14 protein-coding genes are annotated in these 14100 nt (G+C 68.0%); 5 read left to right on the plus strand and 9 right to left on the minus strand.

The window, feature by feature from the left end; all coding sequences use genetic code 11:
- Positions 1-6 precede the first annotated feature (6 nt).
- Positions 7-825: a hypothetical protein gene (locus QHC78_RS14365; RefSeq protein WP_319745678.1), complete on the plus strand. Its 819-nt coding sequence runs from the start codon at positions 7-9 to the stop codon at positions 823-825.
- 31 nt (positions 826-856) lie between these two features.
- On the opposite strand, the gene rfaE2 is transcribed toward QHC78_RS14365, so the two are convergent.
- The gene (rfaE2, locus tag QHC78_RS14370) at positions 857-1351 is read right to left on the minus strand and encodes a D-glycero-beta-D-manno-heptose 1-phosphate adenylyltransferase (RefSeq protein ID WP_319745679.1); all 495 of its coding nucleotides are present in this window, start codon (positions 1349-1351) and stop codon (positions 857-859) included.
- Positions 1352-1468: 117 nt separating this feature from the next.
- Between rfaE2 and QHC78_RS14375 the strand changes: the two genes are divergently transcribed.
- From QHC78_RS14375 to QHC78_RS14385, 3 genes are all read left to right on the plus strand, one after another.
- Positions 1469-2128, plus strand: coding sequence for a response regulator (locus QHC78_RS14375; RefSeq protein WP_319745681.1), 660 nt, complete (start codon positions 1469-1471; stop codon positions 2126-2128).
- Positions 2125-3450, plus strand: coding sequence for an ATP-binding protein (locus tag QHC78_RS14380; protein WP_319745683.1), 1326 nt, complete (start codon positions 2125-2127; stop codon positions 3448-3450). The genes QHC78_RS14375 and QHC78_RS14380 overlap by 4 nt, the downstream gene beginning before the upstream one ends.
- 64 nt (positions 3451-3514) lie before the next feature.
- Positions 3515-4963, plus strand: coding sequence for a DegQ family serine endoprotease (locus tag QHC78_RS14385; RefSeq protein WP_319745685.1), 1449 nt, complete (start codon positions 3515-3517; stop codon positions 4961-4963).
- A gap of 43 nt (positions 4964-5006) precedes the next feature.
- On the opposite strand, the gene QHC78_RS14390 is transcribed toward QHC78_RS14385, so the two are convergent.
- The 3 genes from QHC78_RS14390 to QHC78_RS14400 form a co-directional block, all read right to left on the minus strand.
- Entirely contained in the window at positions 5007-5846 is an 840-nt protein-coding gene (locus QHC78_RS14390; protein ID WP_319745687.1) for a ferritin family protein, read from the minus strand.
- Between the two features lie 147 nt (positions 5847-5993).
- The gene (locus QHC78_RS14395; protein ID WP_319745688.1) at positions 5994-7427 is read right to left on the minus strand and encodes a high affinity choline transporter 1; all 1434 of its coding nucleotides are present in this window, start codon (positions 7425-7427) and stop codon (positions 5994-5996) included.
- A gap of 107 nt (positions 7428-7534) precedes the next feature.
- Positions 7535-8293: a sulfite exporter TauE/SafE family protein gene (locus QHC78_RS14400; protein ID WP_319745690.1), complete on the minus strand. Its 759-nt coding sequence runs from the start codon at positions 8291-8293 to the stop codon at positions 7535-7537.
- An 84-nt stretch (positions 8294-8377) separates the two neighbouring features.
- Here QHC78_RS14400 and QHC78_RS14405 point away from each other — a divergent pair, with 84 nt between their 5' ends.
- Positions 8378-9271: a LysR substrate-binding domain-containing protein gene (locus QHC78_RS14405; protein ID WP_319745918.1), complete on the plus strand. Its 894-nt coding sequence runs from the start codon at positions 8378-8380 to the stop codon at positions 9269-9271.
- A gap of 21 nt (positions 9272-9292) precedes the next feature.
- On the opposite strand, the gene ubiB is transcribed toward QHC78_RS14405, so the two are convergent.
- The 5 genes from ubiB to QHC78_RS14430 all read right to left on the minus strand — a co-directional run bounded on the left by ubiB (position 9293) and on the right by QHC78_RS14430 (position 14021).
- Positions 9293-10846 carry a ubiquinone biosynthesis regulatory protein kinase UbiB gene (gene ubiB / locus QHC78_RS14410; protein ID WP_319745692.1) on the minus strand — a complete coding sequence of 518 codons (1554 nt, stop codon included), beginning with the start codon at positions 10844-10846 and terminating at the stop codon, positions 9293-9295.
- 4 nt (positions 10847-10850) lie between these two features.
- Positions 10851-11477, minus strand: a complete 627-nt coding sequence (locus tag QHC78_RS14415) for a ubiquinone biosynthesis accessory factor UbiJ (RefSeq protein ID WP_413816469.1) — start codon at positions 11475-11477, stop codon at positions 10851-10853.
- Between the two features lie 130 nt (positions 11478-11607).
- Positions 11608-12579: a Tim44 domain-containing protein gene (locus tag QHC78_RS14420; protein WP_319745696.1), complete on the minus strand. Its 972-nt coding sequence runs from the start codon at positions 12577-12579 to the stop codon at positions 11608-11610.
- A gap of 240 nt (positions 12580-12819) precedes the next feature.
- Complete coding sequence (ubiE, locus tag QHC78_RS14425) at positions 12820-13599, minus strand: bifunctional demethylmenaquinone methyltransferase/2-methoxy-6-polyprenyl-1,4-benzoquinol methylase UbiE (RefSeq protein WP_319745698.1); 780 nt, start codon at positions 13597-13599, stop codon at positions 12820-12822.
- Positions 13596-14021 (minus strand): gamma-butyrobetaine hydroxylase family protein, encoded by a 426-nt coding sequence (locus tag QHC78_RS14430; RefSeq protein ID WP_319745700.1) that lies wholly within the window; start codon positions 14019-14021, stop codon positions 13596-13598. Before QHC78_RS14430 ends, ubiE begins: the two co-directional genes overlap by 4 nt.
- Positions 14022-14100 lie beyond the last annotated feature (79 nt).

Here is a 14100-nt window from a genome sequence, read left to right on the forward strand (position 1 = left end):
CTTTCCATGCGCAGCCTGTTCGTCGTATTGCTCTTGGCCAACCTGGCGCTTTTCGCCCTGGATCGCGGCTGGTTCGGCCAGCCGCTTTCGGAACGGGGCCGCGAGCCGGCCCGGCTACGCACCGAGATCCGGCCCGACACCCTACGCGTTCCCCCGCTGCCGGCCAAGGCGGAATCCACCACCACGGCTGCCGTGCCACCCGCGCCGGCACCGGCTCCAGCCGCGCAAGCCGCACCGGTGATCGAGGCCCCGCCAACTGCGCAAGCGCCTGCCGCCCAGCCCCCAGCCCAGGAACCGGCCGATGGCCGCTCAGCTTCGGTGGACGGCATGGCGTCCGCCCCTGCCGGCCCGCCGGCCGCCGCAGCAGCGCCCATCTGCCTGGAATGGGGCGTGTTCAGCGACGCCGAACTGCCCGGCGCCCGCAAGTGGGCGGGCGAACATCTACCCGGCGCGCGGCAGGAAGCGCGGCGCGAACCCGGTAAGCAGGGATGGATGGTCATCGTGCCGCCGCTGCCCAATGCCGCCGCGGCGCAGGCGGCAGCCGCGCAACTGGGCAAGCGCGGCGTCAACGACTTCTTCGTGATCCAGGATGGCGGGCCCATGCAGTATGCAATTTCGCTGGGCGTCTTCAGCACCGAAAACGGGGCGAAGAAACATGCCGGCGATTTGCAGGCGCGCGGCGTGGCTCAAGCCAAGGTAGTCCCGCGCTCGGCGCAGGGCGGTAGGAATTGGCTGCGCCTGCAAGGCGTCGCGGCATCCGGGCGCGAGGTGCTGGACGGTGCCCGCGCGACCTTCGCGCGCCAAACGGTGCGCGACTGCCAGTAGAAAAAAGCCGATGCGCAGTGCGCCGGACCGCTCAACGGGCGCGGATGCGCTCGACCAGGCGCGTGGTGGATCGATCGTGCTCGAAATCGATCGCGACCGCATCGCCTCCCCAACTGCGCACCAGTGCGGTCTCGGGCAGCTTGTCCATGTCGTAGTCCCCGCCCTTGACGATCAGGTCGGGGCGCAGCTGGCCGATCAGCGCCAGGGGGGTGTCCTCGTCGAACCAGGTCACGACATCCACCGAGGCCAGCGCCGCCAGCAGCGCCGCACGGTCGTCCTGGCCGTTGAGCGGACGGTCGGGTCCCTTGCCCAGGCGCCGGGCCGAAGCGTCGGTGTTCACGGCCACGACCAGCATCGCGCCCAGCTGCGCGGCAGCATCGAGGTAGGTCACATGTCCGCGGTGCAGGATATCGAATACGCCGTTGGTAAAGACCAGCGGACGCGGCCAGGCCACGCGTGCGGCAAGGCATTGCTCGGGACTGAGGATCTTGGACTCGAAACGGGCAGGCACGGTGGGCGGCGGCATGAATGGCGGGGCCCTCCATTGTAGAGTCCTTCCCGCATGCCGTCCCCGTCGGCGCAAAGCGCGGGACGATACACTGTGCGCACGGATTGCCAGGACCTGCCGGACGAGGAAGACCCCATGCGACTGCTGCTGGTTGAAGACGACCCGATGATAGGAGAAAGCGTGCTGGACGTGCTGCGCGCCGAACACTATGCGGTCGACTGGGTCAAGAATGCCAAGAGCGCCGACACCGCATTGCGCACCGAGCCGTACGACCTGGTGCTGCTGGACCTGGGCCTGCCCGATGGGGACGGCCTGTCGGTGCTGCGCGAATTGCGGGCGCGCAAGGCCCGCATGCCGGTCATCATCGCCACCGCGCGCGATGCCGTGGAGCAGCGCATCGCAGGGCTGGACGCCGGAGCGGACGACTACGTGGTCAAGCCCTATGACGTCGACGAGGTCCTCGCCCGCATCCGGGCGTTGATCCGGCGCAGCGCCGGGCGCGCCGAGCCCCTGTACGAACACGGCGGCTTGGTGCTCGACCCGGCGACGCGGACCGCCACCATACACGGCGAGCCGGTCACGCTTACCGCCAAAGAATGGGCGGTCCTTGAACCGCTGCTTGCACGCCCTGGACTCATTCTTTCCCGGGCCCAGCTGGAGGAAAAACTCTACAGCTGGAAAGACGACATCAGCAGCAACGCGGTCGAGGTCTATATCCACGGCCTGCGCAAGAAGCTGGGCGCGCAATTCATCCAGACCGTGCGCGGGGTCGGCTACGTCATCCCCAAATCATGAAACTGCCTGCCGGCCATTCGCTGCGCGGCCGCCTGCTGGCATTCCTGCTGGCGGCGATATTCCTGGCCGCGCTGGTCCAGGGCGCGATCGCCTATCGCGGGGCGCTGGTCCAGACCGACGAGATCTTCGACTACCAGCTGCAGCGCATCGCGCAGTCGCTTGCCAGCGGCAACCCGCTCTCGAGCATGGGCGCCGAGGGCGGCCTGCTCGAGGACCCGGCGGCCCGCGACTTGATCATCCAGATCTGGACGCCGGACGGCGTGCGCCTGTTCCGCTCCACGCCTCAGCTGGTCCTGCCCGAGCGCATCGTGCTGGGCTTCTCGACGGTAGAGGCGGAAGGCGTCACCTATCGCATGTATTCGCTCCAGGCACCGCTGCAGATCATCCAGGTCGCGCAGGACGTGCGCGTACGCAAGTCCATGGCCCGGTCCCTCGCGCTGCGGACCATAGGCCCGGTCGCCGCCATGGCGCCGCTGCTCATGCTGCTGGTCTGGTGGGTGGTAAGCCGCTCGCTGGCCCCCGTGGACCGCGCCCGCCGCCAGGTTGCCTCGCGCCAGGCCGACGATTTGTCGCCGGTCAGCGAAGCGGGCCTGCCGGACGAAGTCCGCCCGCTGGTGCACGAATTGAACCTGCTGCTGGACCGGGTACGCCGGGCCTTTGCCGCGCAGAAACAATTCGTGGGGGATGCCGCGCACGAACTACGTTCGCCGCTGGCGGCGCTGAAACTGCAATTGCAGTCGCTGCAGCGGGCCGACGGGCCGCATGCGCGCGAGCTCGCCGTCTCCCGCCTCGCGGCCGGCATCGATCGCGCCGGGCGCCTGGTCGATCAATTGTTGTCGCTGGCCCGCCAGGAAGCACAGGGCACCGCGCTGGCCACGCTGGACCTTGCCGACGTGGTACGCACCGCGCTGGCCGACGTGCTGCCCCAGGCACGCGCGCGCGGCATAGACGTCGGCATGGAAGGCGCCGGCAGCGCCCTCGTATCGGGCCAGGAAGAGGCCCTGGTCCTGCTGGTGCGCAACCTGCTCGACAACGCCGTCAAGTACGCCCCCGAATCCGGCCGCGTGGACGTGCGGCTGACCGCCGATGCACAAGGGACCACGCTGGATGTGGACGACAATGGTCCCGGCATTCCGCCGTCCGAGCGCGGCCGCGTCTTCGATCGCTTCTACCGGGTCCAGGCGGCGGATACGCCGGGCAGCGGCCTGGGCCTGGCCATCGTGCGCGCCATCGCGCAACGCCACGGCGCCTCGGTCGAACTGCTCGACGCGCCGCTGGGAGGCCTGCGCGCGCGCGTACGCTTTCCCCATCCGGCGACTTAAGGATGGCTTAAGAATCGGACTCCACCATGACGCCATGTCTCATCACATGGCACAGGAGTCCACCATGAACACCCGCAAGTTCTCCGCTTCGCACCTGGCCGTGGCGCTGGCAGCCGCGGGCGTATTCGGCGCGGCGGGCGCCACCGCCTTCCAACGCGTGGCCGCGCCGCAAGCCGTGCCTGCCCCGGCCGCCAGCGTGCCGGCTGCGGCCCCCGTCGGCGCGGTCACCCCGCCCGACTTTTCGCAGATCACCGAGCGCTACGGGCCGGCCGTGGTCAACATCAGCGTCACAGGCACCACCCAGGTCGCCAACGACGAAGACGATCCGTTCGCGCAGTTCTTTCGCGGCTTTCCCGGTTATCCGGGCGGCGGCTCGCAGAGCGTCCCGGTCCGCGGCCAGGGCTCCGGCTTCATCGTCAGCCCCGACGGCGTCATCCTCACCAACGCCCACGTGGTCAAGGGCGCCAAAGAAGTTACGGTCAAGCTGACCGACCGGCGCGAATTCCGGGCCAAGGTCCTGGGCTCCGATCCGCAGACCGACGTAGCGGTGCTGAAGATCGATGCCGGCAACCTGCCCGTCGTGACCATCGGCAACCCTAACAGCCTGCGCGTCGGCGAATGGGTGCTGGCCATCGGCTCACCCTATGGCCTGGAGAGCACCGTCACGGCGGGCGTCGTCAGCGCCAAGGGACGCTCGTTGCCCAACGATGGCTCGGTACCGTTCATCCAGACCGACGTCGCCGTCAATCCCGGCAACTCCGGCGGGCCGCTGTTCAATGCGCGGGGCGAGGTGGTCGGCATCAACTCCCAGATCTACAGCCAGACTGGCGGCTACCAGGGCCTGTCCTTCGCCATCCCTATCGATGTCGCGGCCAAGGTGAAGGACCAGATCCTGGCGCATGGGGAGGTCCGGCATGCCCGCCTGGGCGTCACGATCCAGGACGTGAACCAGGCATTGGCCGATTCGTTCAAGCTGGACTCCCCCACCGGGGCTCTGGTCGCCAACGTCGAAAAAGGCAGTCCCGCGGACAAGGCCGGGCTGCAATCGGGCGACATCATCCGCAAGATAGACGGCAAACCCGTCGTGGCATCGGGCGACCTGCCCGCGGTGGTAAGCCTGGCCAGCCCCGGCCAGGAGGTCAGGCTCGAGGTCTGGCGCAATGGCAGCCCGCGCGAAGTCGTCGCCAGGCTGGGCAGCGCGAAGGCCGATGCAACCGCGCAGGCAGGCGCCCCGGGTGACGCCGGGAACGGCCGGCTCGGCTTGGCGCTGCGGCCGCTCACGCCCCAGGAACAGCGGGCGGCGGGCGGCGATGCCGGCCTGGTGATAGAACAAGTCGGCGGACCGGCGGAACAGGCCGGCATCGAGCCCGGAGACCTGCTGCTGTCGTTGAACGGAGTCCCGGTGCAGAACGTGGAGCAGGTGCGTGCCCTGCTCGACAAGGCCGGCAAGACCGTGGCCTTGCTGGTCCAGCGCGGCGATGCCAAGATCTTCGTCCCGGTACGCCTCGGCTAGGCCCGCGCGCCGGCCGGACCCATGCGTAAGGGATGGGCCGCCGTTACCCGGCGGCCAGTTCCTTCCGGTAGCGGTTCAGGTCCTGCACGGTGGCGAAACTGCGACCGAGCAGCATCGACATGTTGTGCAGGATGCGCTCGGCGACCTTGCCCTCCCATTCGAGGTCGAACTGGATCTGGTCGTCGAGCCAGCGCTCCAGCCACCCGGGCTCGGGCAGCCGCGACTGCACCGTGTCCTTGGGGTAGAGCTCCTTGTTGACGTGCAGGTTGGTAGGATGCAGCGCCTGCGAGGTACGCCGGGCGGAAGCCATCAAGACCCCGATCTTGGCGAACGCGGCCCGCGCCTGGTCGGCCAGTTCCTTGCCGCGATCGGTCAAGGCCCGCTTCATATAGCGCAGGTAGGCGCCAGCATGGCGCGCCTCGTCCTGGGCGATCAGCTTGTAGATCGCCTTGATGACGGGTTCCGTATGCCATTGCGCCGCGCGGCGATACCAGTGGTTCAACCGGATCTCGCCGCAGAAATGCAGGGTCAGGGTCTCGAGCGCCGGCGCGGCGTCGAATTCGAATCGGACGTTGTGCAGCTCGTCTTCGGTCGGGACCAGGTCGGGGCGGAAACGCTGCAGGTACTCCTGCAGCACCAGCGAATGCTTCTGCTCTTCATAGAACCAGATCGACATGAACGCAGCGAAGTCGCTGTCTTCGCGGTTGTCGCGCAGGAACATCTCGGTGGCCGGCAGCGCCGACCACTCGGTAATCGCGTTCATCTTGATGGTATGCGCCTGCTCGTCGGTCAGCAGACTGGCGTCGAACTGATCCCACGGCACGTCCTTCCCCATGTCCCAGCGCACGGACTCGAGGGATTTGAATAGTTCCGGGTACAGCATGATGGGCCCTTGTGTCGAAGCCGGCAGCTTGTGCGTACCAAGGCGCCGGAAGGTCGGCGAACAATACACGTGGAGTCTTACCCCCGCATGACACTTTCCCTTCCATGGCCCGGCCCGGCGCCCATCCGAGTAGCCCTGTAACCGCTTCTACACGGCCGGATGCAGCGCGGGCCGGTTGCGGGCCCGCACCACCTGCGGGAGCAGGCTGCCGGCCCACATGCCGGCGAATCCCGCCAGCAGTCCAGCCAATTGTGGCGGAAAATCCTCGCCGGCAAAAGCCCTCACCAGCAGCCAGGCCGCCACGCCCGCTACCGACGACAGCAACGCGCCCTGCGTCGTGGCCCGCCGCCAGTAGAGGCCCATGAGCAGCGGCACGAACGCTCCGACCAGCGTGACCGTATAGGCGCCTGCCACCATCTCGTAGATGCTGCTCGACGAACCCAGCGCGAAGGCGAGCACGCACGCCCCGAACACGAGGACCGATAGCCGCATGGCGCGCAGGAAAGTCTTGTCCGACATGCCGGGGAGCCAATGGCGCAGGATGTTTTCGGCAAAGGTGGTGGACGGCGCCAGCAGCGTGGCCGACGCGGTGGACATGATGGCGGACAGCAGCGCCCCGAAGAAAAACACCTGGGCCAGGGTCGGCATGCGCTCCAGGATGAAGGCCGGCAGGATTTTCTGCGGATCGTCCTGCATCAGCGTCGCCACCGTATCGGGCATGACGCCGAACGCCGCCACGCCGATATACATCGGGATGCAAGCGAACAGCAAATAGAGCAGCCCCCCGATGACCGGCCCGCGCCGGGCGGTCTTCACGTCCTTGGACGACATGACGCGCTGGTAAACGTCCTGCTGCGGAATGGATCCGAGCATCATGGTCACCAGGGCGCCGAGAAAGAACAGAATATCGTGGGGGGTGGCGGGAGGAAGGAAGTCGAGCAGGTTGCGGCTGGTGGCTTCGTGCACCACGGCCCCCACTCCGCCGGCCAGGTCGGTGGCGAAGTATGCAATCGTGAACAGCCCCGCGACGATGACGATCATCTGGAAGAAATCGGTCAAGGCCACCGACCACATGCCCCCGAACAAGGTGTAGGTCATTACGATCAGCGTGCCGATGATCATGCCGCCGGTCTGCGAGAACACGTTGGGATCCAGCATGTGGAACACCAGCCCCAGCGCCTTGATCTGGGCCGCGACCCAGCCCAGGTACGAAATGATGATGGCTACGCTCATGATGACCTCGACCAGCGGGCCGTAGCGTTCGCGGTAGTAGTCGCCCAGCGTCAGCAGGTTGTGCCGGTACAGCCGCGCAGCGAAAAACAAGCCGACCAGCACCAGGCACATCGACGCGCCGAAGGGGTCCTCCACGACGCCGCCCAGGCCCTCCTGGACGAACACCGCCGACACGCCCAGGACCGCTTCGGAACCGAACCAGGTAGCAAACGTCGTGGCCACGACGATGAACAGCGGGAGCGAGCGCCCGGCAATCGCGTAGTCGGTGGAATTGGACACCCGGCGAGCGGCGACGACGCCGATGGCGACGGAAACCAGCAGGTAGAGCAAGACGAACCAGAACACCATGATGCCGCGCCCACCCCGGACGGAAAGCCAAAACCGCGGGAGTATCGCACAGGGATGCCGGAAAGCCCAGGCAGATCGGCGCTTGCGGCGCCCGGACCACGCAGGCGTCAAAGACAGAGATACAAGCCGAGCAGTCCGAGTCCGGAGAAGAAGCCGCGCCGAAACGCGGCCGGACTGATGCGGTGGCGCCAGTACTGACCGGCCCACATCCCCGCCATGGCGGGGACCAGCGCCACCAGGGAAGCCGCCATTTCCCGGTGGCCAAGCGCCCCGTCGCGCGCCAGCGCGGCGGCCAGCGCCAGGGTAGAGACCGTAAAGGCCATGCCCAGCGCCTGCACCAGTTCGTCCTTGGCCAGCCCCAGCGCCTGCAGATAGGGAACGGCCGGGATGACGAACACGCCGGTCACCGCGGTGACAGCGCCTGTCGCGGCCCCGGCCAGCGCACCCAGGAGCCGCTCCCGCGGCGGCGGAACGTGCAAGGTGAACGCGAACAAGCCAGAGACGGCGTAGAGCACCAGCGCCACCCCGAGCGCGCGAACGGCCCACGGCTGGGACCCCGTCCCGGCCAACGCCGCCGTGGCCCAGGTTCCGGCGACTATCGCCGCCAGCAGCGGCCAGAGACGCCTCATCAGCGCCAAAAAGCGGCCGCCGGCGGCCAATTGCCAGACGTTGGTCACCATCGAAGGTACGACGAGCAAGGCGGCAGCCTGCGGAGGAGCCATAGCCAGCCCCAACAGGCCCATGGCGACCGTGGGCAGCCCCAGGCCGATGACGCCCTTGACCGCGCCGGCCACGAAGAATGTCCCCAGGACAAGAAGAATCAGGCTTCCGCCCAGGGCGGAATAAACTTGGGAAAAGGTATCCATGGGCGCATGCTGCCCCATGGCCCGGACCCTGAAAATGGGTAATCCACAGAGCCAGCCTTCGGAAATTCCATAACCATGAGCGCCATGCGGTTCGACCTGACGGATCTGCGCCTTTTCCTGCATGTGGTCGCCGCCGGCAGCATCACGGCGGGCTCAGAACGCGCCCACCTGTCGCTGGCATCCGGCAGCGCGCGCTTGCGCCAGTTGGAGGCCACGCTCGGCACGGCACTGCTCGAGCGGGGACGGCGCGGCGTCATCCCGACCCCGGCGGGCCAGGCGCTGGCCCGTCACGCACGGCTGCTGCAATACGCCGAACGCATGCAGGACGACCTTGGCCACTATGCCCGCGGCCTGCGCGGCCAGGTGCGTCTATGGTGCAATACGGCCGGCATGTCGGTACACCTGCCCGAGCCGCTGGCGGACTTCCTGGTGCGGCACCCGGAAGTGGACGTCGAACTGCAGGAACACCCCAGCCACCGCATCGCCCACGCCGTCCGGGAGGGCGCGGCAGATCTGGGTATCGTGTCGGACGCGGTCGACCTGGCCGGGCTTGCCCATGCGCCATTCCGCCCCGACCCGCTGGTGCTCGTCGCGCCGGCCGGCCACCCTCTGGCCACCGGCCGGCCGGTACGTTTCACCGGGACGCTGGACTACGACTATGTGGGATTGGCGCAGGACAGCGCACTGGCACTGCATCTGGAAGACCATGCGCTACGGGCGGGACGCAGGCTGCGCATCCGCGTGCGGGCCGGCGGCTTGGATGCGCTGGTCCGCATGGTCGCGCGCGGCGTTGGCCTGGGCATCGTGCCCGAGGCCGCCGCCTGCGGCCCATGCGAAGGGGTGGTTGCCATCAGGCTCGACGAACCGTGGGCGGAGCGGCGGCTCATGCTGTGCGCCCGGGACTTCGATGCGCTCGCCCCCTATGCGCGTGGCCTGGTCGCCGGCCTGCTGGCGCCGGAGGCTGCCGGTCGCGCGTAACGCCGCGGCCGGTGCCAGGCGCTACCTGGACACGGCCCAGAGTGCCACGGCCACGCCTACCGCAAGTACGCCGGCGATCGCGGCCATCAGGCGATTGGTTTGCTGCTGCGCGAGGCGCAGGCGCTGCAGCTCGGCCAAGGTGTCGGCCGAATGGTCGCGCCGGGCCAGCTGCTGGTGCACCAGGCGCGGCAGCTCAGGCAGCATCTGCGCCCATTGCTGGGACTCGCGCCGGATGCCATTGCGCAAGGCCGCCCACCCCACACGCTCGTTCATCCAGCGCTCGAGGTAGGGCTTGGCGGTCTTCCAGAGGTCCAGCGAGGGATCGAGTTCCCGGCCCAGGCCTTCGATGTTGAGCAGCGTCTTCTGCAACAGCACCAGCTGAGGCTGGATCTCGACATTGAAGCGGCGCGAAGTCTGGAACAGGCGCAATAGCACCTGGCCCAGCGAGATTTCGGCAAGCGGGCGGTCGAAGTACGGCTCGCAGCATGCCCGTATGGCGCCCTCGAGCTCTTCTTCCCGCGTACTCGGCGGCACCCATCCCGACTCGATGTGCAGGCGGGCCACCTGCCGGTAGTCGCGCCGAAAAAAGGCCAGGAAGTTCTGCGCCAGGTAGTTCTTGTCGAACTCGGACAGCGACCCGACGATGCCGAAGTCGAGCGCGATATAGCGCCCCAGCGTGCGCGGGTCGTCCGATACGTAGATGTTGCCGGGATGCATGTCGGCGTGGAAGAACCCGTCGGTGAACATCTGCGTGAAGCAGATCTCCACGCCATCGCGCGCCAGCTTCTTGAGGTCCACGCCGGCCTCGACCAGCCGGTCGGCATGGCTGACCGGGATGCCGCGCATGCGTTCCATGGTGAAGACGGACGACGAACAGTAGTCCCACATCACCTCGGGCACGATCAGCAGGTCGCCGCGCGGGCCGTCCGGCGCGAAGTTGCGGCGCAGCTGGCTGCAGTTGGAAGCCTCGCGCAACAGGTCCAGTTCGTCATGCAGGTACTTGTCGAACTCCGCCACTACCTCGCGCGGCCGCAGCCGCCGCCCATCGGCGGAGATTCTTTCGATCAGCGTCGCGGCCGCCCGCAACAGGCGCAGGTCCTTGTCGATGACAGGCGCCATATTGGGCCGCAGCACCTTGACCGCGACGTCGCGCCCATCGGGCAGCACCGCGAAATGCACTTGCGCAATCGAGGCCGAGGCCACCGGTTCGCGCTCGAAGCTGGCGAAAAGCTCGTCCGGGTGCCGGCCCAGCTCCCGGCGTATGCATTCGATGGCCACGTCGGAAGGAAACGGCGGCACCCTATCCTGCAGGCGCGCCAGCTCGTCGGCGATGTCGGCCGGAATCAGGTCGCGCCGCGTAGACAGCACCTGCCCGAACTTGACGAAGATGGGGCCCAGGGTTTCGAGGGCAAGGCGCAATCGCTCGCCCCGTGGCGCATCGAGCTTGCGCCCCAGGCGCACCACCCGGCGCAGCCGTTCGGTCAGCGGATGCTGGATGCCGGACACCACCAGTTCGTCCAGCCCGTAGCGGAAGCTGACGAACATGATGCGGATCAGGCGCAGGAACGTGAACATGGGTTCAGCTCCCCGCGCCCAGGGAGGCGTCGAGCCGGGCCAGGCGGGCGCGCAGGTGCTCCACGCGCTTGGCCGCCCGCTCGGCGTCGTCCCGCAAGCGGCGCACGTCCGCGCCCCAGGCCTGCAAAGCGTGCGCAGGCGCCACGGCCTGGGTCTCCTCGGTCAGGTACTCGGCCACGTTCTCGGCCAGCCTCCAGGCGCCCTCGCGCACCCCGTGCAGCACGCCTCGCGCCGTCGCGACCAGCCGCGCCGCGGGAATGTCGCCCACGATGCGGGCCAGGTCTTCTTCCACATCCCAGCGCAGATCCCGCGCCAGGTCGCCCGCCACGTGAGCCAGGGCCGCGTCGCCCTCGATCCGGACCGCCCCCATACGCCGGGCGGCATCATCGGAAAAAAGCTCGGCCAGCCGGCCGCCGTCCACGGTCAGGGTCACATCGGGCACGGCCTCGGGCGCGGCCACTTCCAGCATGCCGTGCTGCGTGATGGTCAAAGAGAGGCGGACGCCACCGGCAACCAGGCAGGCCGTCTTGCCCGCATGCGGGCGCAGCCGCTCGCGGGCCCAGGGCTCGCGCAGCAACAGCGTATCTAGCACCCGTACGGCGGCGGTGGAAGGATTCAGGGACACGGGCATAGGCTCGAAGCGGAAAACCGGGGTACGGGGTAACCGGCGAACCGGCCGCCCACAATGAAAAGCGCCCGTCCGAGGACGGGCGCTCCACGGGGCTCAACCCCGCAAGTTTACCGGTTGCCGCGAAGAGGCGTCACTGCGGCTGAGGCATCTGCTGCACGCCGGCCAGCAGCCAGCCGCCATCGTTGGGCTTGAACAGGTTCCAGACCTCCTCGAAGCGGAAAGCCTCGGTGCCCGGCGCCTCGCGCAGCATGCCGGAGAAGCGGACGCTGGCCAGGTGGCCATCGGAGACGGTCTCGATGCCCAGCAATTCGGCGTTCAGCAGCACCACTTCGGTCACGTTCTGACCTTCGCGCTGCCCGATCTGCTGGCTCAGTTCCGCCAGCAGGTCGTCGGTGACCAGGTTGCGCAGCTCGTCGACATCGCCGCGATCCCAGACGCCTTGCAGCTTGACGAAGTAGTTCTTGGCATGCCGCAGGAAGTTCACGGTATCGAAATCGCTGGGAATGCCCCACTCGCCCTGCGCCGGTTCGACGGCCGCCGCGGGCGCCGCCGCGGGCGCCGCCGCGGGCGCAGCGGAAACCGGTGCCACCGACTCGCGCGCCATGGGCGCGGCCGGGCGGTCATGCTGCTGGAAGCGGCTGTTGCCGGCACCCTGCAGGGCCGGCTGCTGGCCGCCGCCGCGCAGGCGCCGGATGATGAACATGACCGCGAACACCAGCAGCGCGATCAGCAACAGGCTGGCAAGGAATTCAGCCGCCGCGGCTCCCAGGCCGAAGTGCGACAACAGTGCAGCCAGGCCCAGGCCCGCGGCGATGCCCGCGATCGGTCCCAGCCAACGCGACATGCCGCTGCGCGCGGCGGTCGCGCCGGCTGCGGCCCCAGCGGCCGGCGCCGCCTGCGAAGGCGCCGCCTGCTGGTTCTGCTGCGGATTGCGCGTGGGCGGCACGGCCTGCCGCTGCGTGATATTGCTGGACTGGCGGCCGATGCTGCCGCCGCCCCCTATGCGCTTGGCCAGCGCATCGTGAGAAACGCCCAGCATGGCCACCGTCGAAATGGCGATGACCAGTGCCGGAAGGATCCGGGAAAACAGTCGTCGAGACATTGTATGGATTCTCCTGTAATCAATGTCGTGGCGGTGGTACCTGCCCGCGCCGGCGCCGCAGCGCCGGCCGGGTGTCCGCCGTTCATGTCAGGGGTAAAAGGCGTCCGGCTCCGTACCGCCCCCGCAGACGATCCGCCGCGGGCGCCTTTCCTGACAATAAGCTGAAATTTAACGGACTACGGCGCAAATCGCCAGTCGGAGGGTTCCGATTCGCATGGGAATTTGAAACAAGTGGGAACCCTACAGGCGCACGCCCTCGTGCAGGGCCACCACGCCGGCCGTGAGGTTGAAGTATTGGACCCGCGCCAGCCCGGCCTGTTCCAGCATGCCGGCCAGTGTCGGCTGGTCAGGGTGCATGCGGATGGATTCGGCCAGGTAGCGGTAGCTGGCCTCGTCCTTGGCGACCTTGCGGCCGAGCCAAGGCAGGATGTTGAACGAATACCAGTCGTAGGCGCCGCGCAGCGGCTTGGCGACACGCGAAAACTCCAGCACCAGCAATTTGCCGCCGGGGCGCAGCACGCGCGTCATTTCCGCCAGGGCGCGGTCCTTGTGCGTCATGTTCCGCAGCCCGAACGCCACGGTGACCCGGTCGAAATAGCCATTGGGAAAGGGCAGCTTCTCGGCATCGCAGACCGCGGTCGGCACCAGCAGGCCGGCATCGAGCAGGCGGTCGCGGCCTACGCGCAGCATGGAATCGTTGATGTCGGTCAACCACACTTCGCCCGTCGGCCCGGCGCGCCGCGCGAAGGCCTTGGCCAGGTCGCCCGTGCCGCCCGCGATGTCGAGCACCTTCATGCCGGGACGCACGCCGGCCCGGGCCACGGTAAAGGCCTTCCAGGCGCGATGCAGCCCGCCCGACATCAAGTCGTTCATGACGTCGTAGCGCGAGGCCACCGAATGGAACACCTCGGCCACCTTGCGCGCCTTCTCGGCCTCGGCTACCTGCTGGAAACCGAAGTGGGTGGTCCCCGGGTGCGTGGCCTCGTGCTCGGAATCGGAAGAGTAGGGCTTATCGTTCATTTCTTACCTTCACGGCGTATTTCGGTTGCGGCCAGCCCGCCCTCGGGCTCGGGATCGCGCGATGCGCCGGCCGCTTCCAGCGCGGCGAGGTACTGCGCCCACAGCTGGTCCTGGTCGCGGCCGAGGGCGTAAAGAATGTCCCAGGAATAAATGCCGGTGGAGTGGCCGTCGGAAAAACGCGGCTGCACCGCATAGTTGCCGACCGGATCGAGCCCGACGATGTCCACGTCCCGCTTGCCCACCTGCAAGGTTTCCTGCCCGGGCCCGTGACCGCGCACCTCGGCCGAAGGACTGTAGACGCGCAGCAGTTCGAACGGCAGCCGGAAGGTCTTGCCGTCGTCGAAGGAAATTTCGAGCACCCTCGATTGCCGGTGCACGACGATATTGGTGGGAGCGGGGGTAGTTTTATCCAGGCCAGCCATAATGTTCTCGCACGAAGGCTCCATGGTAGCCGATGGGGGGCGCCCGCGCGGGCAGCCTACGCGTGGACGCCGGCGGGCC

The sequence above is a fragment of the Pigmentiphaga sp. genome (assembly GCF_033795525.1).
Taxonomy (GTDB): Bacteria; Pseudomonadota; Gammaproteobacteria; order Burkholderiales; family Burkholderiaceae_B; genus Pigmentiphaga.

Excerpts from the sequence above, each read along its gene's own strand:
- QHC78_RS14415 (WP_413816469.1), bottom strand. The coding sequence starts at position 11,477 with ATGCCCGTGTCCCTGAATCCTTCCACCGCCGCCGTACGGGTGCTAGAT.
- QHC78_RS14400 (WP_319745690.1), bottom strand. The coding sequence starts at position 8,293 with ATGGATACCTTTTCCCAAGTTTATTCCGCCCTGGGCGGAAGCCTGATT.
- QHC78_RS14390 (WP_319745687.1), bottom strand. The coding sequence starts at position 5,846 with ATGCTGTACCCGGAACTATTCAAATCCCTCGAGTCCGTGCGCTGGGAC.
- QHC78_RS14395 (WP_319745688.1), bottom strand. The coding sequence starts at position 7,427 with ATGGTGTTCTGGTTCGTCTTGCTCTACCTGCTGGTTTCCGTCGCCATC.
- QHC78_RS14385 (WP_319745685.1), top strand. The coding sequence starts at position 3,515 with ATGAACACCCGCAAGTTCTCCGCTTCGCACCTGGCCGTGGCGCTGGCA.
- QHC78_RS14375 (WP_319745681.1), top strand. The coding sequence starts at position 1,469 with ATGCGACTGCTGCTGGTTGAAGACGACCCGATGATAGGAGAAAGCGTG.
- QHC78_RS14380 (WP_319745683.1), top strand. The coding sequence starts at position 2,125 with ATGAAACTGCCTGCCGGCCATTCGCTGCGCGGCCGCCTGCTGGCATTC.
- QHC78_RS14420 (WP_319745696.1), bottom strand. The coding sequence starts at position 12,579 with ATGTCTCGACGACTGTTTTCCCGGATCCTTCCGGCACTGGTCATCGCC.
- QHC78_RS14430 (WP_319745700.1), bottom strand. The coding sequence starts at position 14,021 with ATGGCTGGCCTGGATAAAACTACCCCCGCTCCCACCAATATCGTCGTG.
- QHC78_RS14365 (WP_319745678.1), top strand. The coding sequence starts at position 7 with ATGCGCAGCCTGTTCGTCGTATTGCTCTTGGCCAACCTGGCGCTTTTC.
- ubiE (WP_319745698.1), bottom strand. The coding sequence starts at position 13,599 with ATGAACGATAAGCCCTACTCTTCCGATTCCGAGCACGAGGCCACGCAC.
- ubiB (WP_319745692.1), bottom strand. The coding sequence starts at position 10,846 with ATGTTCACGTTCCTGCGCCTGATCCGCATCATGTTCGTCAGCTTCCGC.
- QHC78_RS14405 (WP_319745918.1), top strand. The coding sequence starts at position 8,378 with ATGCGGTTCGACCTGACGGATCTGCGCCTTTTCCTGCATGTGGTCGCC.
- rfaE2 (WP_319745679.1), bottom strand. The coding sequence starts at position 1,351 with ATGCCGCCGCCCACCGTGCCTGCCCGTTTCGAGTCCAAGATCCTCAGT.